At 60.6% G+C, this 17,977-nt stretch carries 14 protein-coding genes and 1 pseudogene; 5 read left to right on the top strand and 10 right to left on the bottom strand.

Going from position 1 to position 17,977, the window contains the following annotated elements; all coding sequences use genetic code 11:
• Nucleotides 1–32 precede the first annotated feature (32 nt).
• Nucleotides 33–3,293 carry a DUF499 domain-containing protein gene (locus tag Hbl1158_RS00445; protein ID WP_234298121.1) on the top strand — a complete coding sequence of 1,087 codons (3,261 nt, stop codon included), beginning with the start codon at nt 33–35 and terminating at the stop codon, nt 3,291–3,293.
• A 2-nt stretch (nt 3,294–3,295) separates the two neighbouring features.
• Nucleotides 3,296–3,682, top strand: a complete 387-nt coding sequence (locus tag Hbl1158_RS00440) for a hypothetical protein (protein WP_185194287.1) — start codon at nt 3,296–3,298, stop codon at nt 3,680–3,682.
• Nucleotides 3,683–3,691: 9 nt separating this feature from the next.
• Here Hbl1158_RS00440 and Hbl1158_RS00435 read toward each other — a convergent pair whose 3' ends face one another.
• On the bottom strand, nt 3,692–5,467 hold the full coding sequence (locus Hbl1158_RS00435; protein WP_234298120.1) for a restriction endonuclease: 1,776 nt from the start codon (nt 5,465–5,467) through the stop codon (nt 3,692–3,694).
• A complete protein-coding gene (locus tag Hbl1158_RS00430; protein WP_234298119.1) occupies nt 5,464–6,708 on the bottom strand; it encodes an AAA family ATPase in 1,245 nt (414 codons plus the stop codon). Before Hbl1158_RS00430 ends, Hbl1158_RS00435 begins: the two co-directional genes overlap by 4 nt.
• Nucleotides 6,709–7,079: 371 nt before the next feature.
• Here Hbl1158_RS00430 and Hbl1158_RS00425 point away from each other — a divergent pair, with 371 nt between their 5' ends.
• Nucleotides 7,080–8,585: a site-specific integrase gene (locus tag Hbl1158_RS00425; RefSeq protein WP_234298118.1), complete on the top strand. Its 1,506-nt coding sequence runs from the start codon at nt 7,080–7,082 to the stop codon at nt 8,583–8,585.
• A 26-nt stretch (nt 8,586–8,611) separates the two neighbouring features.
• Here Hbl1158_RS00425 and Hbl1158_RS00420 read toward each other — a convergent pair whose 3' ends face one another.
• The 3 genes from Hbl1158_RS00420 to Hbl1158_RS00410 form a co-directional block, all read right to left on the bottom strand.
• Nucleotides 8,612–8,830 carry a hypothetical protein gene (locus Hbl1158_RS00420; RefSeq protein WP_234298117.1) on the bottom strand — a complete coding sequence of 73 codons (219 nt, stop codon included), beginning with the start codon at nt 8,828–8,830 and terminating at the stop codon, nt 8,612–8,614.
• Between the two features lie 211 nt (nt 8,831–9,041).
• Nucleotides 9,042–10,559 carry a site-specific integrase gene (locus Hbl1158_RS00415; RefSeq protein ID WP_234298116.1) on the bottom strand — a complete coding sequence of 506 codons (1,518 nt, stop codon included), beginning with the start codon at nt 10,557–10,559 and terminating at the stop codon, nt 9,042–9,044.
• A 186-nt stretch (nt 10,560–10,745) separates the two neighbouring features.
• A complete protein-coding gene (locus Hbl1158_RS00410; protein ID WP_234298115.1) occupies nt 10,746–11,162 on the bottom strand; it encodes a hypothetical protein in 417 nt (138 codons plus the stop codon).
• 127 nt (nt 11,163–11,289) lie between these two features.
• On the opposite strand from Hbl1158_RS00410, the gene Hbl1158_RS00405 reads away from it, so the two are divergent.
• The gene (locus Hbl1158_RS00405; RefSeq protein WP_234298114.1) at nt 11,290–11,901 is read left to right on the top strand and encodes a hypothetical protein; all 612 of its coding nucleotides are present in this window, start codon (nt 11,290–11,292) and stop codon (nt 11,899–11,901) included.
• Nucleotides 11,902–11,962: 61 nt separating this feature from the next.
• Here Hbl1158_RS00405 and Hbl1158_RS00400 read toward each other — a convergent pair whose 3' ends face one another.
• The gene (locus tag Hbl1158_RS00400; protein ID WP_234298113.1) at nt 11,963–12,853 is read right to left on the bottom strand and encodes a hypothetical protein; all 891 of its coding nucleotides are present in this window, start codon (nt 12,851–12,853) and stop codon (nt 11,963–11,965) included.
• 263 nt (nt 12,854–13,116) lie between these two features.
• Here Hbl1158_RS00400 and Hbl1158_RS00395 point away from each other — a divergent pair, with 263 nt between their 5' ends.
• Nucleotides 13,117–13,926, top strand: a complete 810-nt coding sequence (locus Hbl1158_RS00395) for a 23S rRNA (uridine(2552)-2'-O)-methyltransferase (RefSeq protein ID WP_234298112.1) — start codon at nt 13,117–13,119, stop codon at nt 13,924–13,926.
• Between the two features lie 16 nt (nt 13,927–13,942).
• On the opposite strand, the gene Hbl1158_RS00390 is transcribed toward Hbl1158_RS00395, so the two are convergent.
• From Hbl1158_RS00390 to Hbl1158_RS00375, 4 genes and pseudogenes are all read right to left on the bottom strand, one after another.
• On the bottom strand, nt 13,943–14,680 hold the full coding sequence (locus Hbl1158_RS00390) for a queuosine precursor transporter (protein ID WP_234298111.1): 738 nt from the start codon (nt 14,678–14,680) through the stop codon (nt 13,943–13,945).
• Nucleotides 14,677–14,934, bottom strand: coding sequence for a type II toxin-antitoxin system ParD family antitoxin (locus Hbl1158_RS00385; RefSeq protein ID WP_234298110.1), 258 nt, complete (start codon nt 14,932–14,934; stop codon nt 14,677–14,679). Before Hbl1158_RS00385 ends, Hbl1158_RS00390 begins: the two co-directional genes overlap by 4 nt.
• Nucleotides 14,935–15,041: 107 nt before the next feature.
• The gene (locus tag Hbl1158_RS00380; protein WP_255764216.1) at nt 15,042–15,923 is read right to left on the bottom strand and encodes a twin-arginine translocase subunit TatC; all 882 of its coding nucleotides are present in this window, start codon (nt 15,921–15,923) and stop codon (nt 15,042–15,044) included.
• A gap of 669 nt (nt 15,924–16,592) precedes the next feature.
• A pseudogene (locus Hbl1158_RS00375) lies at nt 16,593–17,864 on the bottom strand (twin-arginine translocase subunit TatC); the annotation flags it as partial.
• Nucleotides 17,865–17,977: the final 113 nt, after the last annotated feature.

Genomic DNA, 17,977 nt, shown 5'->3' with positions numbered 1-17,977 from the left:
AAGCGGTCAACATACGGTGTATATGACATCAGATGGCCAGTACGGAATCTCTCTCACAATCAATCGCGGACACGGTCACAATAAGCCAAGAACTCCGAGAAGAGGGCGAAATCGACGGCCAAGTCAAGCTCTATAACGTCGATGAAGACGACGAATTCGAGGCCGACGCGTCCACTTTCTTCGACCGGACGCTGATGACACAGGGACTCCGCGAGGGGTTCGTTGACCTTCGAGATACGCTCCGTGGTGACGCGAACTACGGCACGCACATCCTCTACGGGCCGTACGGGAGTGGGAAGTCCCACCAGATGGTGGCGATGTACCACTGCTTCGCCGATCCCGAGGCCGCTGGCGAGTTCGGCGACCGCCACGTCGACGGTTTCAGCGATGCGTTGCCCGAGGCCGAGAACTCGGAAGCGGTCACCGTTTCCCTCCAGCAACGCCAGCCGGACTACCTCTGGGAGCCCTTCTTCGACATTCTCGACTACGAGCCCTCCGACAGCGACCTCGATCCCTACCCCGACATGGAGACGATTCAGGAGGCGGTCGACGGGCGCACGGTCGCCTACCTGATGGACGAACTCGAGGACTGGTTCGAACCGCTCAGCGGCGACCGCAAGAAGCGGAATCGTGGCTTCCTGCAGGCTTTCCTCGAAACCGCCGACCTCGACGATAGCGACATCTTCGCCATCGTGTCCGTCCTCCGCAAGGGCTCGGAGGTTCACAACATCCTCGACCGCGAGAACGCGTCCGAGGTCAATATGAGTAGCAAGGTGAGCAAGCAGGAGGTCATCCGCCACCGCCTCATCGACGACATCGATGAGAGTGCGGTTAGCGAGATTGTCTCGGGCTACGTGGACGCGTACGCCGACAACGACCACGTCCCGGACTCCGACATCCCGAGCGACCTCGCGCAGAAGATGCGGGACACGTACCCGTTCCACCCCGTTCTCCTCAACGCCCTCGAGACCCGCTACTACGCGGACGAGGGCAACCAGAACACGCGGGGGATGATCTATCTCTTCTCAAAAATTCTCACGACTGCCGCGGATCCCGAGGCCGATCCAGACGATGAGGACGCCTCCCGACTCATCGAGGAGACCGACCTCGTCACACACGGCGACATCGACGCCGTCCTGTTCGACGACGAACTGACCCGGATCAATATCGATCGTCCGGGCGTCTGCATCGACGATATCCGCAACCGCGTCGATCCCGATTCGATTCCCTACGGCCGGCGCATCCTGAACACGATCCTCCTCTACAGCCTCAAGCCCGACGAGGGCGAGGGCGCTGGCAAGGCCGAGATCGTGATGGGCACCTACCAGACGGGAGACCTCGTCTCGGATATCGTCCTCAACCTCGAACAGCTCTACGGCGTCGCGTGGTACCTCCACAAGCTCAACGGCAAGTACGCTATCCGCGACCGGCAAAACCCCAACGCGCTCATTCAGAACAAGGCCGAGGACGTCGACGAGAAGGTTGCTCTTGGCCAGATCGCAGACACAGTCGAGCAGGTCTTTGGCTCCGACGCGTACCCCGTTGGGTTCACTGACGGCGATCTCAAACAGGTGCCTGACAACCGGGAGGTCAAGGTCGTCGTCAAGGTGGATGACTGGACGCAAGAGGAGGTCGAGACTGTCATCAAGAACGCGGACGGCAGTCCCGGGCGCGAGTGGCGTAACACGCTCGTGTTCGTCCAGCCGGCCGGCGACAAGGCAATCGAGTCGGGAACGGGCTTCATCGAGAAGGCTCGCTACATCGAGGGTGCCGAGCGCGTCCTCGAAGACAACTCACTCGACGACGAGATTCGCTCGTCTGTCAGGCGCCAGCGCGAGGACGAGCAGCGTGAACTCCGCGATCGCGTCGAACTCGCCTACGGCGAGATTCTCGACGGCGACGACCTCCTGAACGAGTTCGATCTGGCCGCCGAGATGGATCTCGACGTGTTCGTCTCCGATGGCGAGCCGCTCAACGCTGGCGACATTGCCGACAGTGTCGCTGCCGAAGGGATTGACCTCCAACAGCACGTCTGGGGGATCGTTGACGACCTCCTCGACCGGCGAGGCGAGGCCAGCATCGAAGATGTCTACGAGCAGTTCCTCCGACAGCCCACCTATCCAATCCCGGGTAGTCCGGGCGACGTAGTTGATGCCGTCGTTGATGCCCTTGAAGACAAGCCAGTGATCACCCACGGTTCGAACGGCTTCTCGGAGTCGCTTGAGGGGAGTTCTCTCGACACGACGCTCCTCCACGAACGCGACGTCCAGCGGTGGACGTCCGATGATGTCGAGCAGGAACTCCGCCAGCGATTCGGGAGCGGTACCAAGTCGGTCGACATTGGGAATTTCGAGCTTGAACTTCTCGAAGACACCGAGATATGGCTGGAAGGTGACGGCCACGACACCGTGATGACCGCTGCTGGCCGACTTGCACAGGACGGCCAATACGTCATCTACAGCGGCACCGAGATCGTCACGAAGGCCCAGTCCGACGCGACGATCCGCGATATCTCCGAGGCTGAACGTATCGGTGCGTCCGAAGTTCGCGAGCGCATCGACGAAGCCCTAGAGGACAGCGGTCGAGCGAATACCCACCGTATCCTCGAAGACATTCGACGCGACGAAACCGTCTATCTCCCTGACGGCGAGACCGAGCGTGCGTTCCGCGAGGCTGTGACGGACTTCCTCGTCGATGACTACCTCGTCGACATCAACCGCGAGTACGCTGACGGGCTTGACAAGCGCGATCCGACCGACGTTACGCTTGTCCCCGTAGTTTCGGATGACATCGCCGAACAGATCCTCGACTACATCGAGGGGCTCGATGGGGGCGACGAGTTCACGGTTGGGAGTGTGGCTGACCGGTTTGATGCGTCGGTCTCAGAAGACGCCGTTCAGACATTCCTGCTTCGAAACCTCGGACGTGAGGCGGAGCCCGAGTACGTCATCGCCTCTGACGGCTCTGGCGACCCGACACGGTGGTCGCCGGGCTACCAGTTCCGCATACCGAGCGGTGGCTGGCGGTTCGTGTTCAACGGCGACGACGCAGCCGCGCTGCGTCGGAAATGGCGAGAGGAGGAAGACTCCGGGGAGGTCACCTACGGCGAGGTGAGGTTCCAGCTGACCAATCGAATGGGGATTCCCGGGCCGCTCCAAGGTACTGCAAGAGTCGAGGAGACGATGACAAAGCTCACTCTTGAATCCGGCGAGGACTTCACGAAGGTGCGCGACCTCTTCGAGCGTATGCCTGACGAGGCATCAAACATCTCGGTCGAGATCAACTTCGAGTAACGATGGTCGAACACGGCAAACTTCCCGGCGAGTATAACATCGTCGTCGAGGACGAGTACGATCTCTTCGATCACCGAGTGCCGGTCGAGGAGTTCGAAGAGATGCTCCGCGAGAACGATGTGCCCGACGAGGTGTGCGTCGTCGGCCTCGACGACCTGTTTGGCGACGACGATGCGGCGAGCGAGCTGTCGACGCTGATGGATCGCAGCGCAAACACCCTTGAAAATCGCAGTCCACTGCCGACTATCCAATTCGCCGTCGAGGGGTCGTTTCAGCGACGTCAGCGGGACTTTGAATTACAGACTGGCGGTGATCTCTACCGGCTCAGCCGCGTGTTTGGGCCGCAGATTGAGCGTCGGAGTGGTGGCTGGCTCACGGCACCATTCTGAGGTGCCTGCTCAGAGCAACCGGAAATCGCCTTCGGCGGAAACGTCTGTAGGCTTCCCGTCTTCACCACGCGTCACGAAGTACAGGTCGATTCGCTCCTCGCGGTTCTCGCGACGAAAGACCGGGACGCAAGTCGTGAACTCCGCCGACCGTTCTCGGCATTGCGTCTCGATTTGCCGCCGCGTCCACTTGCCATCTTGTTCGAGATCGGAGCGCGACCGGTACTGTGTCGATAGCGTGTCCGCGGCTGCGTTGATCACGCGAAGCGAGAACTCGTGGACGTTGCTGAAGTCGAACGGCCCATCCGGGTCGGTCAGGCGATCCAGTGCGGACGCGTCGTGCTGATCGAGACAGAGAGCGTGCTCCTCAACGGCACGGTAGACGTCGAGGGCGGGATACACGTCAGCGAGCGCCTCGTGCAGGTAGTCACGGACGCAGGCGTGGTATCCATCGAGCGAGAAGTGGTCGCTGTCGGGCGAGATCACCTGTAGTTCCGCCCCGGTTTGGGCGACCGTCCGCGTCCGCGGCTCACCGAGCGGTGTCAGGAAACCCATCCGTGGCGTATTCAGCAGGTACGCGTAACTGAACAGCCGCGACCGCGAGCCGCCACTCTTCACCGGATCCTTGCCCTCGGCGTAGTACTTCGAGTCGAGGACGGCCAGCGTCTCGTCGCCCTCCTCGACGGCGTGATCCGGTTGGTGGAACACTTGTCCCTCCTTCTCGAAGGGCTGGAGCGTTGGCGACCGGACGGCCGAGACGTTCGCGGTCTGGTCGAGCCGGTCATAGGTCTTGATGGCGTCCAACTCATCCTCGATGGCGACCTGCGAGTACTGCTCGAACAGCGACTCCATATTCAACACGTAATCCACGACCAGCTCTCGGTCGCCCTCCATCGACGGCGTTCCAAGCGAGGAAGCCACTACCGCCTTCGCAACCTCGATGGCCTGTCGATAGTAGTGGCGCTGCTTGGGGAGGTCGTGGAGAGAGAAGCGTCGGTATTCGGGAATACGTCGACGGCCGCTCGTCACGTCCAGCTCCTCCAAGTGGCGCACCTCTTGATGCACCTGCGAGAAGATATGATAGTACGCCTGATGGTCGTACTCGTCCTCGTATTGCCGGAAGAGACGAAGAAGGTGCGTGCCTGCGTAGTGGAGAAGCGAGTTGGCCGCGTTATCGTAGTTGACCTCCTTTAGCAGACAGTGTTGCTGGGCGCGACCCTCGGCTTGATTAACCAGCGACTGCTCGATGTCAATGACACCCCGAGGCTGTTCGAGGTCAGCACGCCGCGTCTCCAGTCGCCGTACGAACCCGTTGCGGTGGATGGTCTCTAACCCGTTGAGGTAGTTGATCGCCAGAATCAGGAATACGTCCTCCAGATCGACGTCCTCGGTGCGGAACTCGTCGAGCGGGATGCCGTGGTATTCGACCGACCGCTTGCGGCCGTGTACCGCCAGCAGCATATCGAAAATGTAGTCCCAGTCGATCTTCGGCTCGATGCGGAGCTTCGACCGGGGCGTGAGGCTGACGATGCCCACGTTGTCCCGCGCCGTCACGTGCAGTACCGGGCCATCGACCCGGACTTTGACGACCCGGTACTCCTTGTCGCGGTCGTCGAGCGACTCCTGCGTCTTCACGAAGACGTTGTCGCTTTCCTGCTCGAAGGAGGCCCGGCGGAGTTGGTCGTCGATCGAGGGCGGACATCCCTCGATGCGAATTTCACCGCGCTCGGGCACGCTGAACGTGCCGGGCTGGTAGGTGTACGATGCGTCCGGATCGGAGACGCTCATTGCTCGTAGGTACCCATCTGACGGCGTTCAGCCTCAAGCTCCCGGCTGGCGAGGTCGGCTGCCGGCGCGAGATCGAACATCTCGAAGTCGTTGTCGAGTGCCCGATAGTGCTCCTCAATTTGTTCGATCTGCGGGAAGGCCGCCGAGTTCAGCAGGCGCGGTACGATGAACGTGCGGAACGCCTGTCCGACCGCCTGCTCGGGAGCGTCCATATACAGGGCCTCGTCTTGGAGTGCCTCACGCAGGAAGATCGTCACGTCGCGGTAATGCATCGGCCCAAACCGCATAATCGGGCCACGTGATGCCTGTTCGGAGCCGTTGTTGATACCGTCGTAGTCGGCCTCGAAAAGGTCGAGCAGATCGTCATTGCCGAGGAGAGGGATGTCTCCGAGGTTATCCTCAAGCCAGCCCTCGAATAGTGCCCGTCGGTCGTCGTCCTCGTACTCGTCGAGTTCGACCATCGCGAATCGCCGGGTGATGGCGTTGTCCAGCTCGTTGACCGTCCGGTCGGACATGTTCATCGTGCAGATGATGCTCACGTCCTCGTCCAACTCGATGGTCTCACCGTCGTCGGTCTCGATGAGGGTCTGGTTGCGATTCTCGATGGCCGTGTACAGCGGCCCGAAGATCTGGGAGATATCGGCCCGGGTGATCTCGTCGAGGATGACTGCGTATGGGATGTCGAAGTCGCGAGCCCGCTTAACACCTTCCGAGACAGCACCGAGTTCAGTCTCGTAGTTCAACGACCGATAGCCCGAGGAGCCAGTTAGATTTGGCCCGATACCCCCGATGATGTCCTTCGCTGTCCACGAGGGCGTTGCCGTGTGTAGTGAGAAACCGACGCAGTGCTGGAGAGCGAGTTGTTTTGCGAACGTCGTCTTCCCGGTTCCAGTTGGGCCATAGAGAACTACCGGCTTGCCTGTCCGTAGGGCAGTTCTCGCGTTCCTCTCGACATCATCGGGAACCAGTATCTCTTCTGGAGTGTCGTCACCTCGAGTGATGACTGTCCGCTTCAGTTCCTGTGACGCAAGAGGTGACTCGAGGACGGCCTGCCTGATCACTCCCACACCTTGGTCGCCCTCATGATGGATGTCGAGTTGCTGTTCGCGGATTAGGAATTCGAGAACGCGTTCATCGCTCGCATCACCAATTGCTTCGACAACCTGATCCGGGACTGCTCGAAGGACATCGAGATTTTCCTTCGCCTCCTCTACAGTATAGTCGCCCGAAGAATTACTCATTTGTTAGTTGATTTCACGCCTGTCTCATAAAAGCGTATGTGGCCCCAGTTACAGCCCTCTCACTCGCCAGAGATGTCCTCTGATTCTATGCTTCGAGATTGTCTTCCGTATCTTATGTCGGTTGACGAAGACTGGTTACGGAACGCCGCTTTTTAAGGATCCCTCTAGCAGTGGTGGTTTGAGGGTTCGAATCCGTGGTGCAACAGGGGCTAGATGGATACTATTTAAAGGCCGCATTTAACATATTATTTATGAATTCTATTGCTCCCTGAGGTCATCTGGCACCCCTCAAAAGCATAAGTATTATTGTGGTAGTGTAAACTATCCTAGAGGTTTAACACCCTCGCCACAAATAGAATGCCCACAGATCGATGACTCAGGAACGCCTCGCTCGGGTGCAGGCAACCATTCGGGAGGTACCGACTGACGGAACGGTCATACAGCGGTGTCACGAGGATGCCCCGGAACACCAAGCCATGGAATCCCTTCCCGTCGATTCAGAAGACAAACCGCTGCTGATAGAATTTGATGAACGCTTGACCCGACATAAAAAAGACAGATATCATACGACTCTTTTGCAGAAGACCCTCGCTTTCTGTAGATACCGAAATCCGCCAACACCGAACGGGTACGACGACTCCGCTCACAGCATCTCGCTTGAAGCACTTTTAGAGGAACCGAGCGCAGCAGAACGGTTCGTAGATTGGATCACTCAACACAAGACCGAAGATGGCGATCGAATTGCGCCGAAAACAGAGTCGCATTATCGAAATATGGTTCGGCAGTACGGCGATCTTATGGGAGACAATGGTCGACCGAGCCACATCGAAAATATCTCTAGCCTCTCTCCACGACAAAAAGACACTGATCCAACACCTAAACGAAGTAATATTCATTATTGGGATGAGTCAGTCGTTCCGATCTTGGACTCTGGGAAAGTTCACTTGCGAGATAAGGCCCTGATCGCAGTCGCATGGGACTCGGGTGCTCGCCCCTCGGAAATATTTAGGATGAAAGCTGGCCATCTTTCCGACCGGGGGGATTACTTCTTATTCGAGGTGGAAGACAGCAAAACATACGATCGAACCCCGCACCTGCAGGTCTCTATGCCGTACCTTCGTAAGTGGCTCTTGGAGGTTGACAAGATGACCAACGATGTCAAACTGCCGACCTCGCCTCTGTCCCTCCCTCCAGACCAGCCGGTATGGACAAAACAAAAAGACTCCGAGAAACTGAAGGAGTCAACATTTGAACAGCGTGGTAGTAGAATCGGAAACCGTCTCGGATATCGTCGACCAACAAATCTCAAACAATTTCGAAAAAGTCGAGCGAGCATACTCGCTGCGAAAGGGGTCAACCAATCCACACTTAGAACCCGATTCGGTTGGGAAGCTGGATCATCCGCTCCTGCACACTACATCGCGAGATTCAGCGATGAAGCGAACCAACAGATCGCAGATATCGACGGTGCGCCGATCCAAATCGCGGAGGACTATGTCGAGCCCTCGCCGATCAAATGCTCCAGTTGTGAGCAGTGGTCTCCCCAACATTTGGAGGCCTGTTTCTGGTGTGGCTCGAACCTGACCGGAGACGAGCAAACAGGGGACTCAGAAGTGGAGAGACTGCGTAACAAAGCGGAGATGAATCATGCCGCCAAGTCGAATCTGAGGGAACGGATTAGTGACTATGATGTGAGTGCTAGCTCGATGGAAACCGCTCTTGATATAGTTGAGGCGATGGACTCCAACCCCGAACTAACGAAAGAGAGTGTCGCATTCACCTTGATGACCGAATACGATGGGATCAACATCGATCGCGTGATGGAATTGTTGGGTGAGGGGGAGGATGACCTTCGAACTATTTTCAAGGGCTCGTAATATTCTTTAAATAGCCCTTTTACAGCCTATCTCAACTCCTCTCGAACTTTTTCGTCAAGGTCTTCGAACAACTCCAACTCGCGCTTGACGAGATCGACATCGGGTTCATCGCCACCTTCCAAAAGAATAGCAATGGCCAGCGCACGGAGTGTTCTATCACCGTTAAGCAGGATTTCCATCAGCTCCTCCCGGTGTTCGTCAACGAACTCATCCGGACTCGAAGGTGGCGAACTGGATTCAGTCATAGATCCCATCGGTAAGACGGCCGTGCTGGAACACTGGCCAGTAGTTGTTGTATCTCTCCTGTCCGCCGCCGGACACCTCCAAACCGATTTTTGTGAGCATCGCTGCCGGCCGAGATCTTCCGATCGGATAAAAACCCATTGAAAAATGTAGTTTGTTTGAGAGTGGAAGCAAAATGCCTGCCACTATCCGAACTGTATGAAAACCAGAGTGTCAGCCTTCGAGTTCGCTCGGTTCGATACGCCGGATGTCCGTTGCATGAGGATGTTCTTCGACGTGCTGTTGATCAATTCCGCTGATATTGTCGTAGACCCACTGCCTGTCATCGGGGTCTTCGATAGACCGATGGTACGTATCTTTCTGCTCTTCGGCAAGTTCTCCGTCAACCTTGCTTCGGACTGCACCCCCGATCATCCCGCTCAGGAACACGCGTTTCACGTGGTCGAAGAGGTCGGGAACCAGTTCGGCAGCGTCGGCTGGCGGTAGCTCTTCGCGATATTTCTCCCGAACCGGATCGTCCTCGTCGGTGATGCTGCGGTAGATGCGCCACCAGCGCGGGGGCTCGTTGCGCTGCCGAAGCGAGCATTTCGGGCAGTACTCTGCATCTATGTCCACGATGGTGCCGCAGCGAGGACACTCCCGGTGTTCGACGCTGTCGCCGTCGTCCGTCGGCGCGAAGCCGTGCTTTCTCAAGATACGTTCGGCCTCGTCGATCTCCGTGACGTGTTCGTATCTCCCGTGCATCGGAGTGCCCTCCTCCCAGTCGAGGATCTGCTCGATATCTTCCTTGCTGTACTTGTCGGAGGCCCGCATCTCGCTCGCGCGACCGTGCTTGAAGGTGTGCGGGCTGATGTGTTCGGCATCGATCTCCTCGGTTCGACGAGCGATCCGCTTGAGTTGCTGGTGAACGCTGTGTGGGTGCAGGTGCTCGGAGGGATCATCTTGCGGGCGGATCCCGTGGAAGAGAGGAGCCTCGGGATCGTCGGACAGCTCGTGTTCCGATAGCCAGTTGTCCAAGTACCCGCGTGCGAATGTGATGGGTTTCGCCGAGTGTTCGGCACCCTTGAGACCGGTGACGTAGGCGCCGGGAACTTGGACGACGCCGTATCCCTCGCCCTTCGGCTTCCAGTGCTTGATCTTCAGGGAGGCAAGGGCGGTGACGCGACAGCCCGACTCCCAGAGAACGGTGTACATCGCCTTGTCGCGGATGCTTTCGCTGTCGATGAGCGTGAGCAGATCCTCGCGGCTGGGAACTGTCTCGATATCCACGGCGGCGTTTTCCAGTCCGACCTGCGGATAGTCGATTTCCGTGGCAGTCTCGACTCGGTCGTGCGCGAGAAAGTGATTCCGTACGGTCAGGCAGTAATCTCGCTCGTTGCTTCTTGCCCAGTCGCGTTCGATGGACATCTCGGTGATCAGTTCGGTCACTTGTTCGGGCGTGAGATCGAGGAGACGGTCGGGATAATCGTCGCGTCCCTCGCGACCCGTCCACGTCGTACCCTCGTACTCCACCTCGTCCAGCCCCTGCAGTTGTCCTGCAAGAATGCGGAGATCCCGAGCGTTGTTGCGGATTGTCGCCTTGCTCCACGACGGCTTGGTGCGCTGGTTCGGTTTCGGGCTCGCGATGTTCCCTCGCCGCCCCTTCCGGACAGTTTTCAGGATGTCCGAGCGATTTGGTTCTTGGACGGTGCGCCTAACGCGTTCCACCTGTCGATCGGTGTATTCCTCCACGCGACCGGGGTCACTCCCACTGGGCATATCGGCCCCAGCGTCCACACGATAATAAATGCCGGCATAGATTCTCTAAAGCCCGATAAGGATTTCTTCTATCAGAAAGCGGACGGCGATAGAACCGCATATCATACGACCGAGTCGCGCGGATGCCCGCTATGGAACTGACGAGTGCATTACTCTCAACTATCTTTGCGCGTGATTCTCGCCCAGCATTGCGTTGAACAGGACGGCCATATCTCGGTTGCGAGTCTCCGTTCCGCCGACCAGCGTGACCGCACTCTGATCCATATCCGCAACCAGCCTCTCTACGCCCTCCTGAGGATCTTCCCACACGTCGTTCTCGATGAACTGCACGCTGGATTCGCACGCCGAGATCATCAGCCACCTTGCGACTACCTCGGCATCCACTTCATCTCTCACCCCGTACTCGGAAACAAGCGAGACGGCCGCATTCTGTGCGGCCTCGAAGAGTTCGTTGATCGTTGCGGGCGACACCCCAAGATCATCGAGTTCCTGACGCGCCTCCGCTACGCTCTCGTACGGAGGTGAGTTTCTCTCTCTGTGCCACCGCTGCTCGCGATAGTCGCGTTCGTTGCACACACCAACTCATACCGAGGGCGAAAAACTTGAAATTCCGCTTTCCAGAGACTGAAAGCCCGCAAATGTCTTGAAGTGTCCTGCTTGACTCTGACGGCAGTTCTATCACAGCCACGCCTCTGGTGAATATATGGAGGACGCCCTGTCGCTTGATGTGTTCACTGGGGCCATCGCTGACGCAGTACCGACGGTCGACCGCAACACAACTGGCCAGTACGGCGATGGGATCGGGTCGGAAGACGAGGAACGTCAGGTGGAATTGCTGCTCAACCATCTCCGCGAGATGGACGACCGCTACGAAGAGATCAACCGCGAGGTGCCGTATCCTGATAGCAGCGAGAAATGCGATCTTGTTCTGCCGAACGGGATGCCCATCGAAGCGAAACTGATCCGCTACTGGCGGGCGAACGGCGATCCGGAGCCCGCTATGTACGGCCACGTGTTCAGCCCATTCCACCAGAACACGCTGCTAACGGATGCACGCCGACTTTATGCGTCGGAGTTCAGCGGACTGAGTGGGTTGCTCGGCCTGTTCTACAAGCATAGCGACGACGACCCAGAGACGGTAGAGGCGCTACCGGAGCGGTACACGGCGGGAGAGATCGCCGAGAAGATCGTCCGGGATATCGAGCACTGGTACGGGATTGATGCGAGCGTGTGTCGCATCGCCGAATTCGACGGCCTCCAGCACGATGTCCATAGACAGGGGGCAGCCATTTCGTGGTCAATTGAGAATAATTAACATAAATGCGTGTATGTACCCTCTATCTAATTTACAACTACCGCAATCACGTTTCCGTAACTCACCTGCTTGTCTTTTCCTGATAATCTTCCAGATCATCTCCTTTTGTGTCTTCTACGTGTGTCCAGATCGTCTCAATTAGCTCATTCGCGGCCTCAGAATATCTCTGTGTCCATAATGGGACATCTATTAGGTCATCGTCAATATGTCCATAGTGGTGCTCAACACCGTTTTCATACCCGTCTTCTAATGAGTCAATAGTCGAGACTTCTTCCAGATCAATAGTAAGGGCAAAGCGTTGTTCGTCTGCTTCAGAGCTATAATAGTGCGTAAACCCAATCTCAGGTATGAGATGATGCTGGGCATATATTCTAAGACCATTAATCACTCTACGCTGTTCATTATACGTCTCCATCGCTTCAGCAACCGGCCCACCTGTTGGTAAATCTGGTTTGATTGTCTCTAGTATTTGGTCAAATGTATATGATGACGATAGATAATTGTGGGTCTCAAGATATGGGTCGGAATCTAGACTCTCTTCAGCAAGATTGTCGATTGATTCAAGCTCTTGTTGTACATCCATCACTCGTTCTTCATTACTAAATAGAATACTTGCGGCTTTATTCAAGTCAGTCAATGCCTGAACGAGGTCTCGTGCGGGATGTGCTGTTTCATACAGTGCTTCTCTAGTTGAACTGCGAGAAATATCAAATTCTAGTTCAGTGTCGGGTACTTCAGGATCTGTTCTGGAGGCATATGCTTCAACCCCATCTTCGTCAACATCCACCTCTACCACATATTCTGCTTCGCATTTGTGACAATCATAATCCGAAATGAAATCAGTATCATCTCCCGACTCAAATTTCAAACGCTGTATTTCAAACGGAGTTCCACAGACGTAACAATCAAAGTCAGTTATTGATGCGTACGCCAATCGAGAATCTTCCATCATACAGAGTAATTATCACTAACTCCTAAAATATCGTCGGTGGGACGTGTCCCGATTACAGTTACAGCCAAGGTCACTATTCACTATAAAGACTCAACTGGCTACTGCGAGGAGATATATACCGGTCATCAGGCTACACATTAGGAGTCGTCCTCAGGGTATCCATCCGATGTCCCTTTCCGCTTTGACGTCGTCTCTTCTCGTATGAACGCGAATTCGCCGGCAGTTCCTGCGCGGAACATGTCAAGGAATTTGGTGAGGTACGTATGACAGACCGGGATAAGTACTACAACCGAGCGAAACAGGAGGGCTACCGCGCCCGCTCGGCCTACAAGCTCAAGCAGATCGACGCGGAGGTCGGCCTGTTCGACCGCGGCGACACCGTCGTCGACCTGGGGGCCGCACCGGGCGGCTGGCTCCAGGTCGCCGCCGAGGAGGTGACCGAGGCCGGCACCGTCGTCGGCGTCGATCTCCAAGCCATCGACGACCTCGAAGCACCGCACGTCGAGACGGTCCGCGGCGACATGACCGACGAGCGCACGCGCTACTACCTCCGGAAGGCACTCGGGGTCGACCCGGACCCGGATCCCGCGGACGACACCGACCCCGAGCGCCCGGTCGACGTGGTGCTCTCGGACATGGCACCGAACATGAGCGGCGAGTACTCGCTGGATCACGCCCGCTCGATCCACCTCGCGCGCCAGGCGTTCGACACCGCGCTGGAACTCCTCGAGCCGGGCGGCGACTTCGTCGTGAAGGTGTTCGACGGCCCCGACCTGTCCGACTTCCGCGACGACGTGGCCGAGCGCTTCCAGTACGTCCGGGCGTACACGCCCGAGGCCAGCCGGAAGCGCTCCTCCGAGCGCTACCTCATCGCCCGCGGCCGCACCGACGCGCCCGTGAGCGAGGGCGAACGCCTGACGGTCGAGGTGACCGACACCGGCGAGGAGGGCGACGGCGTCGCCCGCGTCGAGGGGTACACGCTGTTCGTCCCCGGCGCGGAGACCGGCGAGACCGTCGAGGTCGTCGTCGACGACGTGAAGCCGCGGTTCGGCTTCGCCGAGCGCGTCGACTGACCCCCGTTTTTCCGCCTCAGACGCTCACGCCCGCGGTGTCGGCTTCGTCGCGGCGCACGACCGCGACGGCGGCGTACACCAGCGGCGTGTCGACCAGCGCGATGAGGAGTTTGAGGACGTACTGCCCGACGATCAGCGACGCGAGCACCGAACTCGGCAGCGCAACCCCGACGCCGAACACCGCGGGCGCGACCGCGAACGCGACGAGGGTGAACACGACCGTGTCGATGAGCTGGCTCGTCGCCGTCGAGCCGACGTTGCGCAGCCACAGCGCGTCGCCGTCAGTGAGCTCCCGGATGCGGTGGAAGGCGATCACGTCCCAGTTCTGGCTGAGCACGTAGGCGGCGAGCGAGCCGATGACGACGTTGCCCGACAGGCCCAGCACCGTCTCGAAGGCGGCGGGGTCGACCGACCCCTCGGCGGCGGGGACGGCGATGGTGGCGAACACCAGCGCCAGCAGGACGAAGTTCATCACGAACGCGACGTTGACCACCTTCCGGGCGTACTCCTTTCCGTACAGCTCCGACAGGCAGTCGGAGGCGAAGAACGTGACCGCGTACGCCAGCGTCCCGCCGGGCGCGGTGACGGCCCCGAGCACGGGCAGCGACACCGCCAGCAGCTTCGCCGAGATGACCTGCGCGGTGACCAGCGCCGCGACGAACAGCGCGGTGAGCACGACCGCCGCGAGCGGCACGCGCAGCCGGGGCGGCTCCGCGACCGCGACGCCGTCCGTTCCCCCCTCGCCGGCGCTCATCGTTCGCCCTCGTCGTCGGCCTCGGTATCGGCCTCGGCATCGGCATCCGAATTCGCGGCGTCCGCGACAGCCGTGGCTGCGCCATCGGTCTCCAGGCGGCCGTGTCGGGCGTCGATCTCGTCGAGCACGTCCAGCGTCTTGCGCACCGACGCGCGGATCGCGTCGCTTCGGTTCACGAACTTCCCGTCGTCGCCGACGTGCTCGTCGAGGTCCGCCAACAGCTCTCCGGGCATCTCCACGCTTATTTTGGGCATACTCAGAGATTATCTGAGGAAGGTTTGAGTCTTCTCACTTCGGTGGCGACGCGGGCGACGAGAGCGGTCGGCCCCGCCGGGCCGCCGGCCGACTCGCGTTCCGGGCGTCACGTCCCGGGTTTCGAGTCGCGCACCAGGTCGAGCGTCGGCTCGGCGAGGTCGCGGCGGCCGCCGAGCGTCACCACCCACAGGATCGCGAGACCGACGCCGTAGGCGGCCATCAGCGGGACCGTCACGAGGAACATGGTGAACACGTCCGCGGGGGTGAACAGCGCCGCCGCGAGCAGGATCGCGACCGTGACCTCGCGCCAGCGCGAGCGCATCGCCCGGTAGGAGACGCCGGCGGTGTTGAGCAGCACCATCAGCACCGGGATGTCGGCGAGGAAGCCGATCCCCAGGGTGGTGAAGAACACGAGCCACGCGAAGTCGCTGATGCGGAAGCTGATCACCATGCCCGCCTGGAGCGCGTCGCTGACGAGCCACGAGATGACCGCCGGCGCGATGACGTTGTAGCCGAGCGTCAGCCCGCCCAGAAAGCCCGCCAACAGGGCCGCGATCCACCCGAAGATGACCTGTCTGCGACCCCTGACGAACCCGCGGTTCCTGAGCGCGGGCCACGCGAAGTACGCCGCGAACGGCAACACCGCGACCGCCCCGGCGATGGTCGATATCTTCACCTCGAAGATGAGCGCCTCGACCGGGTGGAGCACGATCACCCCGAAGTTCTCGGCGTTCGGACCGACGATCTCCTCGGGGATCCGGTTGACGAAGTTCTCCCGGACCGTCCCGATCCCGCCGAGATAGAGGAACGCGAACACGCTCGCGAGCGTCACCCCGAACACGCCCGTCAGGATGAACGCCCGCGAGCGCAGCGACGCCGCGATGAACGCGAGGTCGTCGTAGTAGCCGCCGATGTCGTCCTCGTCGGCGTCGCCGTCGGTCAGCCCCTCGAGGAACGTCCCCGTCGCCCGGGAGGCGCGGTCCCCCACGTCGTCGGCCGCCCCGGGGACGGCCGAGGGGTCGACGCCGGGACCGCCCGCCGACTCGGCGGCCTCCGTGACGGACTGTACCTCGTCGAAGCGGTCCAACACCGCCCGCGCCTTCGCCGAGTCGTCGGCGGATGCGGCGCGGTCCGCGAGGTAGTTCGCCCGGCGCTCCGAGAGGGCCGCGAACGTCGCGTCGGGCGCGCGTCGCACCTCCTCGGCGGTCAGCACCTCCAGGTCGACCGCCGTCGGGTCGGTGCCGGCGAGGTACGCGACGTAGACCGCAAGCGCCAGCGCCAGCACCGCCGACAGCGACAGGCCGGCGGCGACGAACGCCGCCAGCGCGACCGTGCCGTCGACGCCCAGCGACGCGAGGATCGCCGACGCGCTGGTGCCGTACTCGGTCAGCACCGAGTCGGCGAGGGCCGGGCGCTCGACGAGCACGTAGCCCGCGGCGGCGACGACGCCCGCGATCCCCAGCAGGACGTTCCACAGCGAGCCGAGTCGCCCGCGCCAGTCGACGAGGCCCGCGCCGCGGCGGATCGCGGCCGCGACGCCTCCGTCGCCCGCCAGGAGGTCGCGGGGGGGTCCCGCGGCCGCGGCCCCGGCTCCCGCGCCGGCGGCGTCGCCCGCGGCGGCACCCCCCTCCGCGTCGCCCGTGCCGGTCGCCTCCCCGGCGTCGCCAGCGGCAGCGGCCTCGTCGAAGCGGTCGAGGATCGCCTTCGCCTTTCTGGGCTCGTCGGCGTCCATCGCGGTCTGTGCCGCCGAGAGCGCCTCGGGCTCGCTCATCCCTTCGAACGCCTCCGGCGGGGCCGCGCGCACGCCTGCCTCGTCGAGCGCCACCAGATCGATCGCGTCGGGATCGCCCGTCTCGCCGACGAGGTCGGTCGTGGCGTCGAGTTCGGCGTACACGTAGTACGCGAGCGTCACGACCGCCGCGACGAGGCCGACGGCGACGGCGAGCGCCGACAGCGCCGGCGTCGCGAGATCCGTGAGGAATCGGTAGTTCGTGAGGTTCGTCGAGGCGACGAGGTCGTTGACCGCGGCCGCGCCGCCGCGGTCGTAGAACAGGTACACCCCGGCCGCGGCGGCGACGCCGACGCCGGCGAGGGCGTTCCAATGCAGGCGGGCGGTCGCGGCGGCGTCGATCCGTTCGCTGCCCCGTCTGGCCGTGACGACGACCTTCGCGAGGTACAGCGACGCGCCGTACAGCACCAGCAGCGGCGCTGCCCACATGACCTGGGTGAACGGGTCGGGCGGGGAGAAGACCGCCCCGAACACGAAGATCGCGACGACTGCGTGCCGCCACTTGTCGCGGAACGTCTCGTAGGGGACGATCTCGGCGTACGACAGCGCCGTGATGAGGAGGGGCATCTGGGCGGCGAAGCCGAACGAGAAGGTGAGCAGCGCGATGAACTGCGCCCACTTGACGATCGAGTAGGTGGGCTGGATGCCCGCCGAGAGGGCGTTGTTCGCGAGGAACGCGAACATGAACGGGAAGAACACGAGGTAGCCGTAGGCGACGCCGACCGCGAACAGTCCGACGGCGACCACGGCGATGAGCGCGAGTTTCCACCGCGGGACGGGCGACTGCGGCCACATCCCCCGGTCCCGGAGGGCGTCACGAGAGAAGTACAACAGCGGCGGGATCCCGACGGCGATCCCGACGATCAGTCCGATCTTCGCCTGCAACAGGATCACGTCGAACGGCGTCTGCGCGATGATCTCCACCTCCTGCCCGGCGGTTTCGCTGAGTCGCGCGCGGGTCACGCGCTTGAGGAAGTCCCAGACGTACAGCCGGAGGGCGTAGAACGTTCCCATGAACCCGACGAGGAAGACGATGAACACCTTCTGGAGGTCCTTCTGTGCGGACCGCAACATCGCGCCGGCGGTCTCGCGACCGGCCGCCAGCGTCCGTTGGGTGTCCTCGTCGAGCGCGCTGGACATACCGGATGGGTGCCGCTTGCCGGTTATCAACCTTTTCAACACGGGCGTCGCCCCCGGCGGCGCGTGCGGCCCGCGCTCGCGAGCCAATCCGAAAAGGCCTATAACCGACCGGA

The organism is Halobaculum sp. CBA1158, assembly GCF_021431925.1.
Taxonomy (GTDB): domain Archaea; phylum Halobacteriota; class Halobacteria; order Halobacteriales; family Haloferacaceae; genus Halobaculum.
Note: the sequence above shows the minus strand (reverse complement) of the source record. Positions and strands in the feature narration are given on the sequence as shown.

Bases quoted from the DNA above. Each gene is read 5' to 3' on its own strand.
- Hbl1158_RS00445 (WP_234298121.1), top strand. From the start codon at position 33: ATGGCCAGTACGGAATCTCTCTCACAATCAATCGCGGACACGGTCACA.
- Hbl1158_RS00440 (WP_185194287.1), top strand. From the start codon at position 3,296: ATGGTCGAACACGGCAAACTTCCCGGCGAGTATAACATCGTCGTCGAG.
- Hbl1158_RS00435 (WP_234298120.1), bottom strand. From the start codon at position 5,467: ATGAGCGTCTCCGATCCGGACGCATCGTACACCTACCAGCCCGGCACG.
- Hbl1158_RS00430 (WP_234298119.1), bottom strand. From the start codon at position 6,708: ATGAGTAATTCTTCGGGCGACTATACTGTAGAGGAGGCGAAGGAAAAT.
- Hbl1158_RS00425 (WP_234298118.1), top strand. From the start codon at position 7,080: ATGACTCAGGAACGCCTCGCTCGGGTGCAGGCAACCATTCGGGAGGTA.
- Hbl1158_RS00420 (WP_234298117.1), bottom strand. From the start codon at position 8,830: ATGACTGAATCCAGTTCGCCACCTTCGAGTCCGGATGAGTTCGTTGAC.
- Hbl1158_RS00405 (WP_234298114.1), top strand. From the start codon at position 11,290: ATGGAGGACGCCCTGTCGCTTGATGTGTTCACTGGGGCCATCGCTGAC.
- Hbl1158_RS00400 (WP_234298113.1), bottom strand. From the start codon at position 12,853: ATGATGGAAGATTCTCGATTGGCGTACGCATCAATAACTGACTTTGAT.
- Hbl1158_RS00395 (WP_234298112.1), top strand. From the start codon at position 13,117: ATGACAGACCGGGATAAGTACTACAACCGAGCGAAACAGGAGGGCTAC.
- Hbl1158_RS00390 (WP_234298111.1), bottom strand. From the start codon at position 14,680: ATGAGCGCCGGCGAGGGGGGAACGGACGGCGTCGCGGTCGCGGAGCCG.
- Hbl1158_RS00385 (WP_234298110.1), bottom strand. From the start codon at position 14,934: ATGCCCAAAATAAGCGTGGAGATGCCCGGAGAGCTGTTGGCGGACCTC.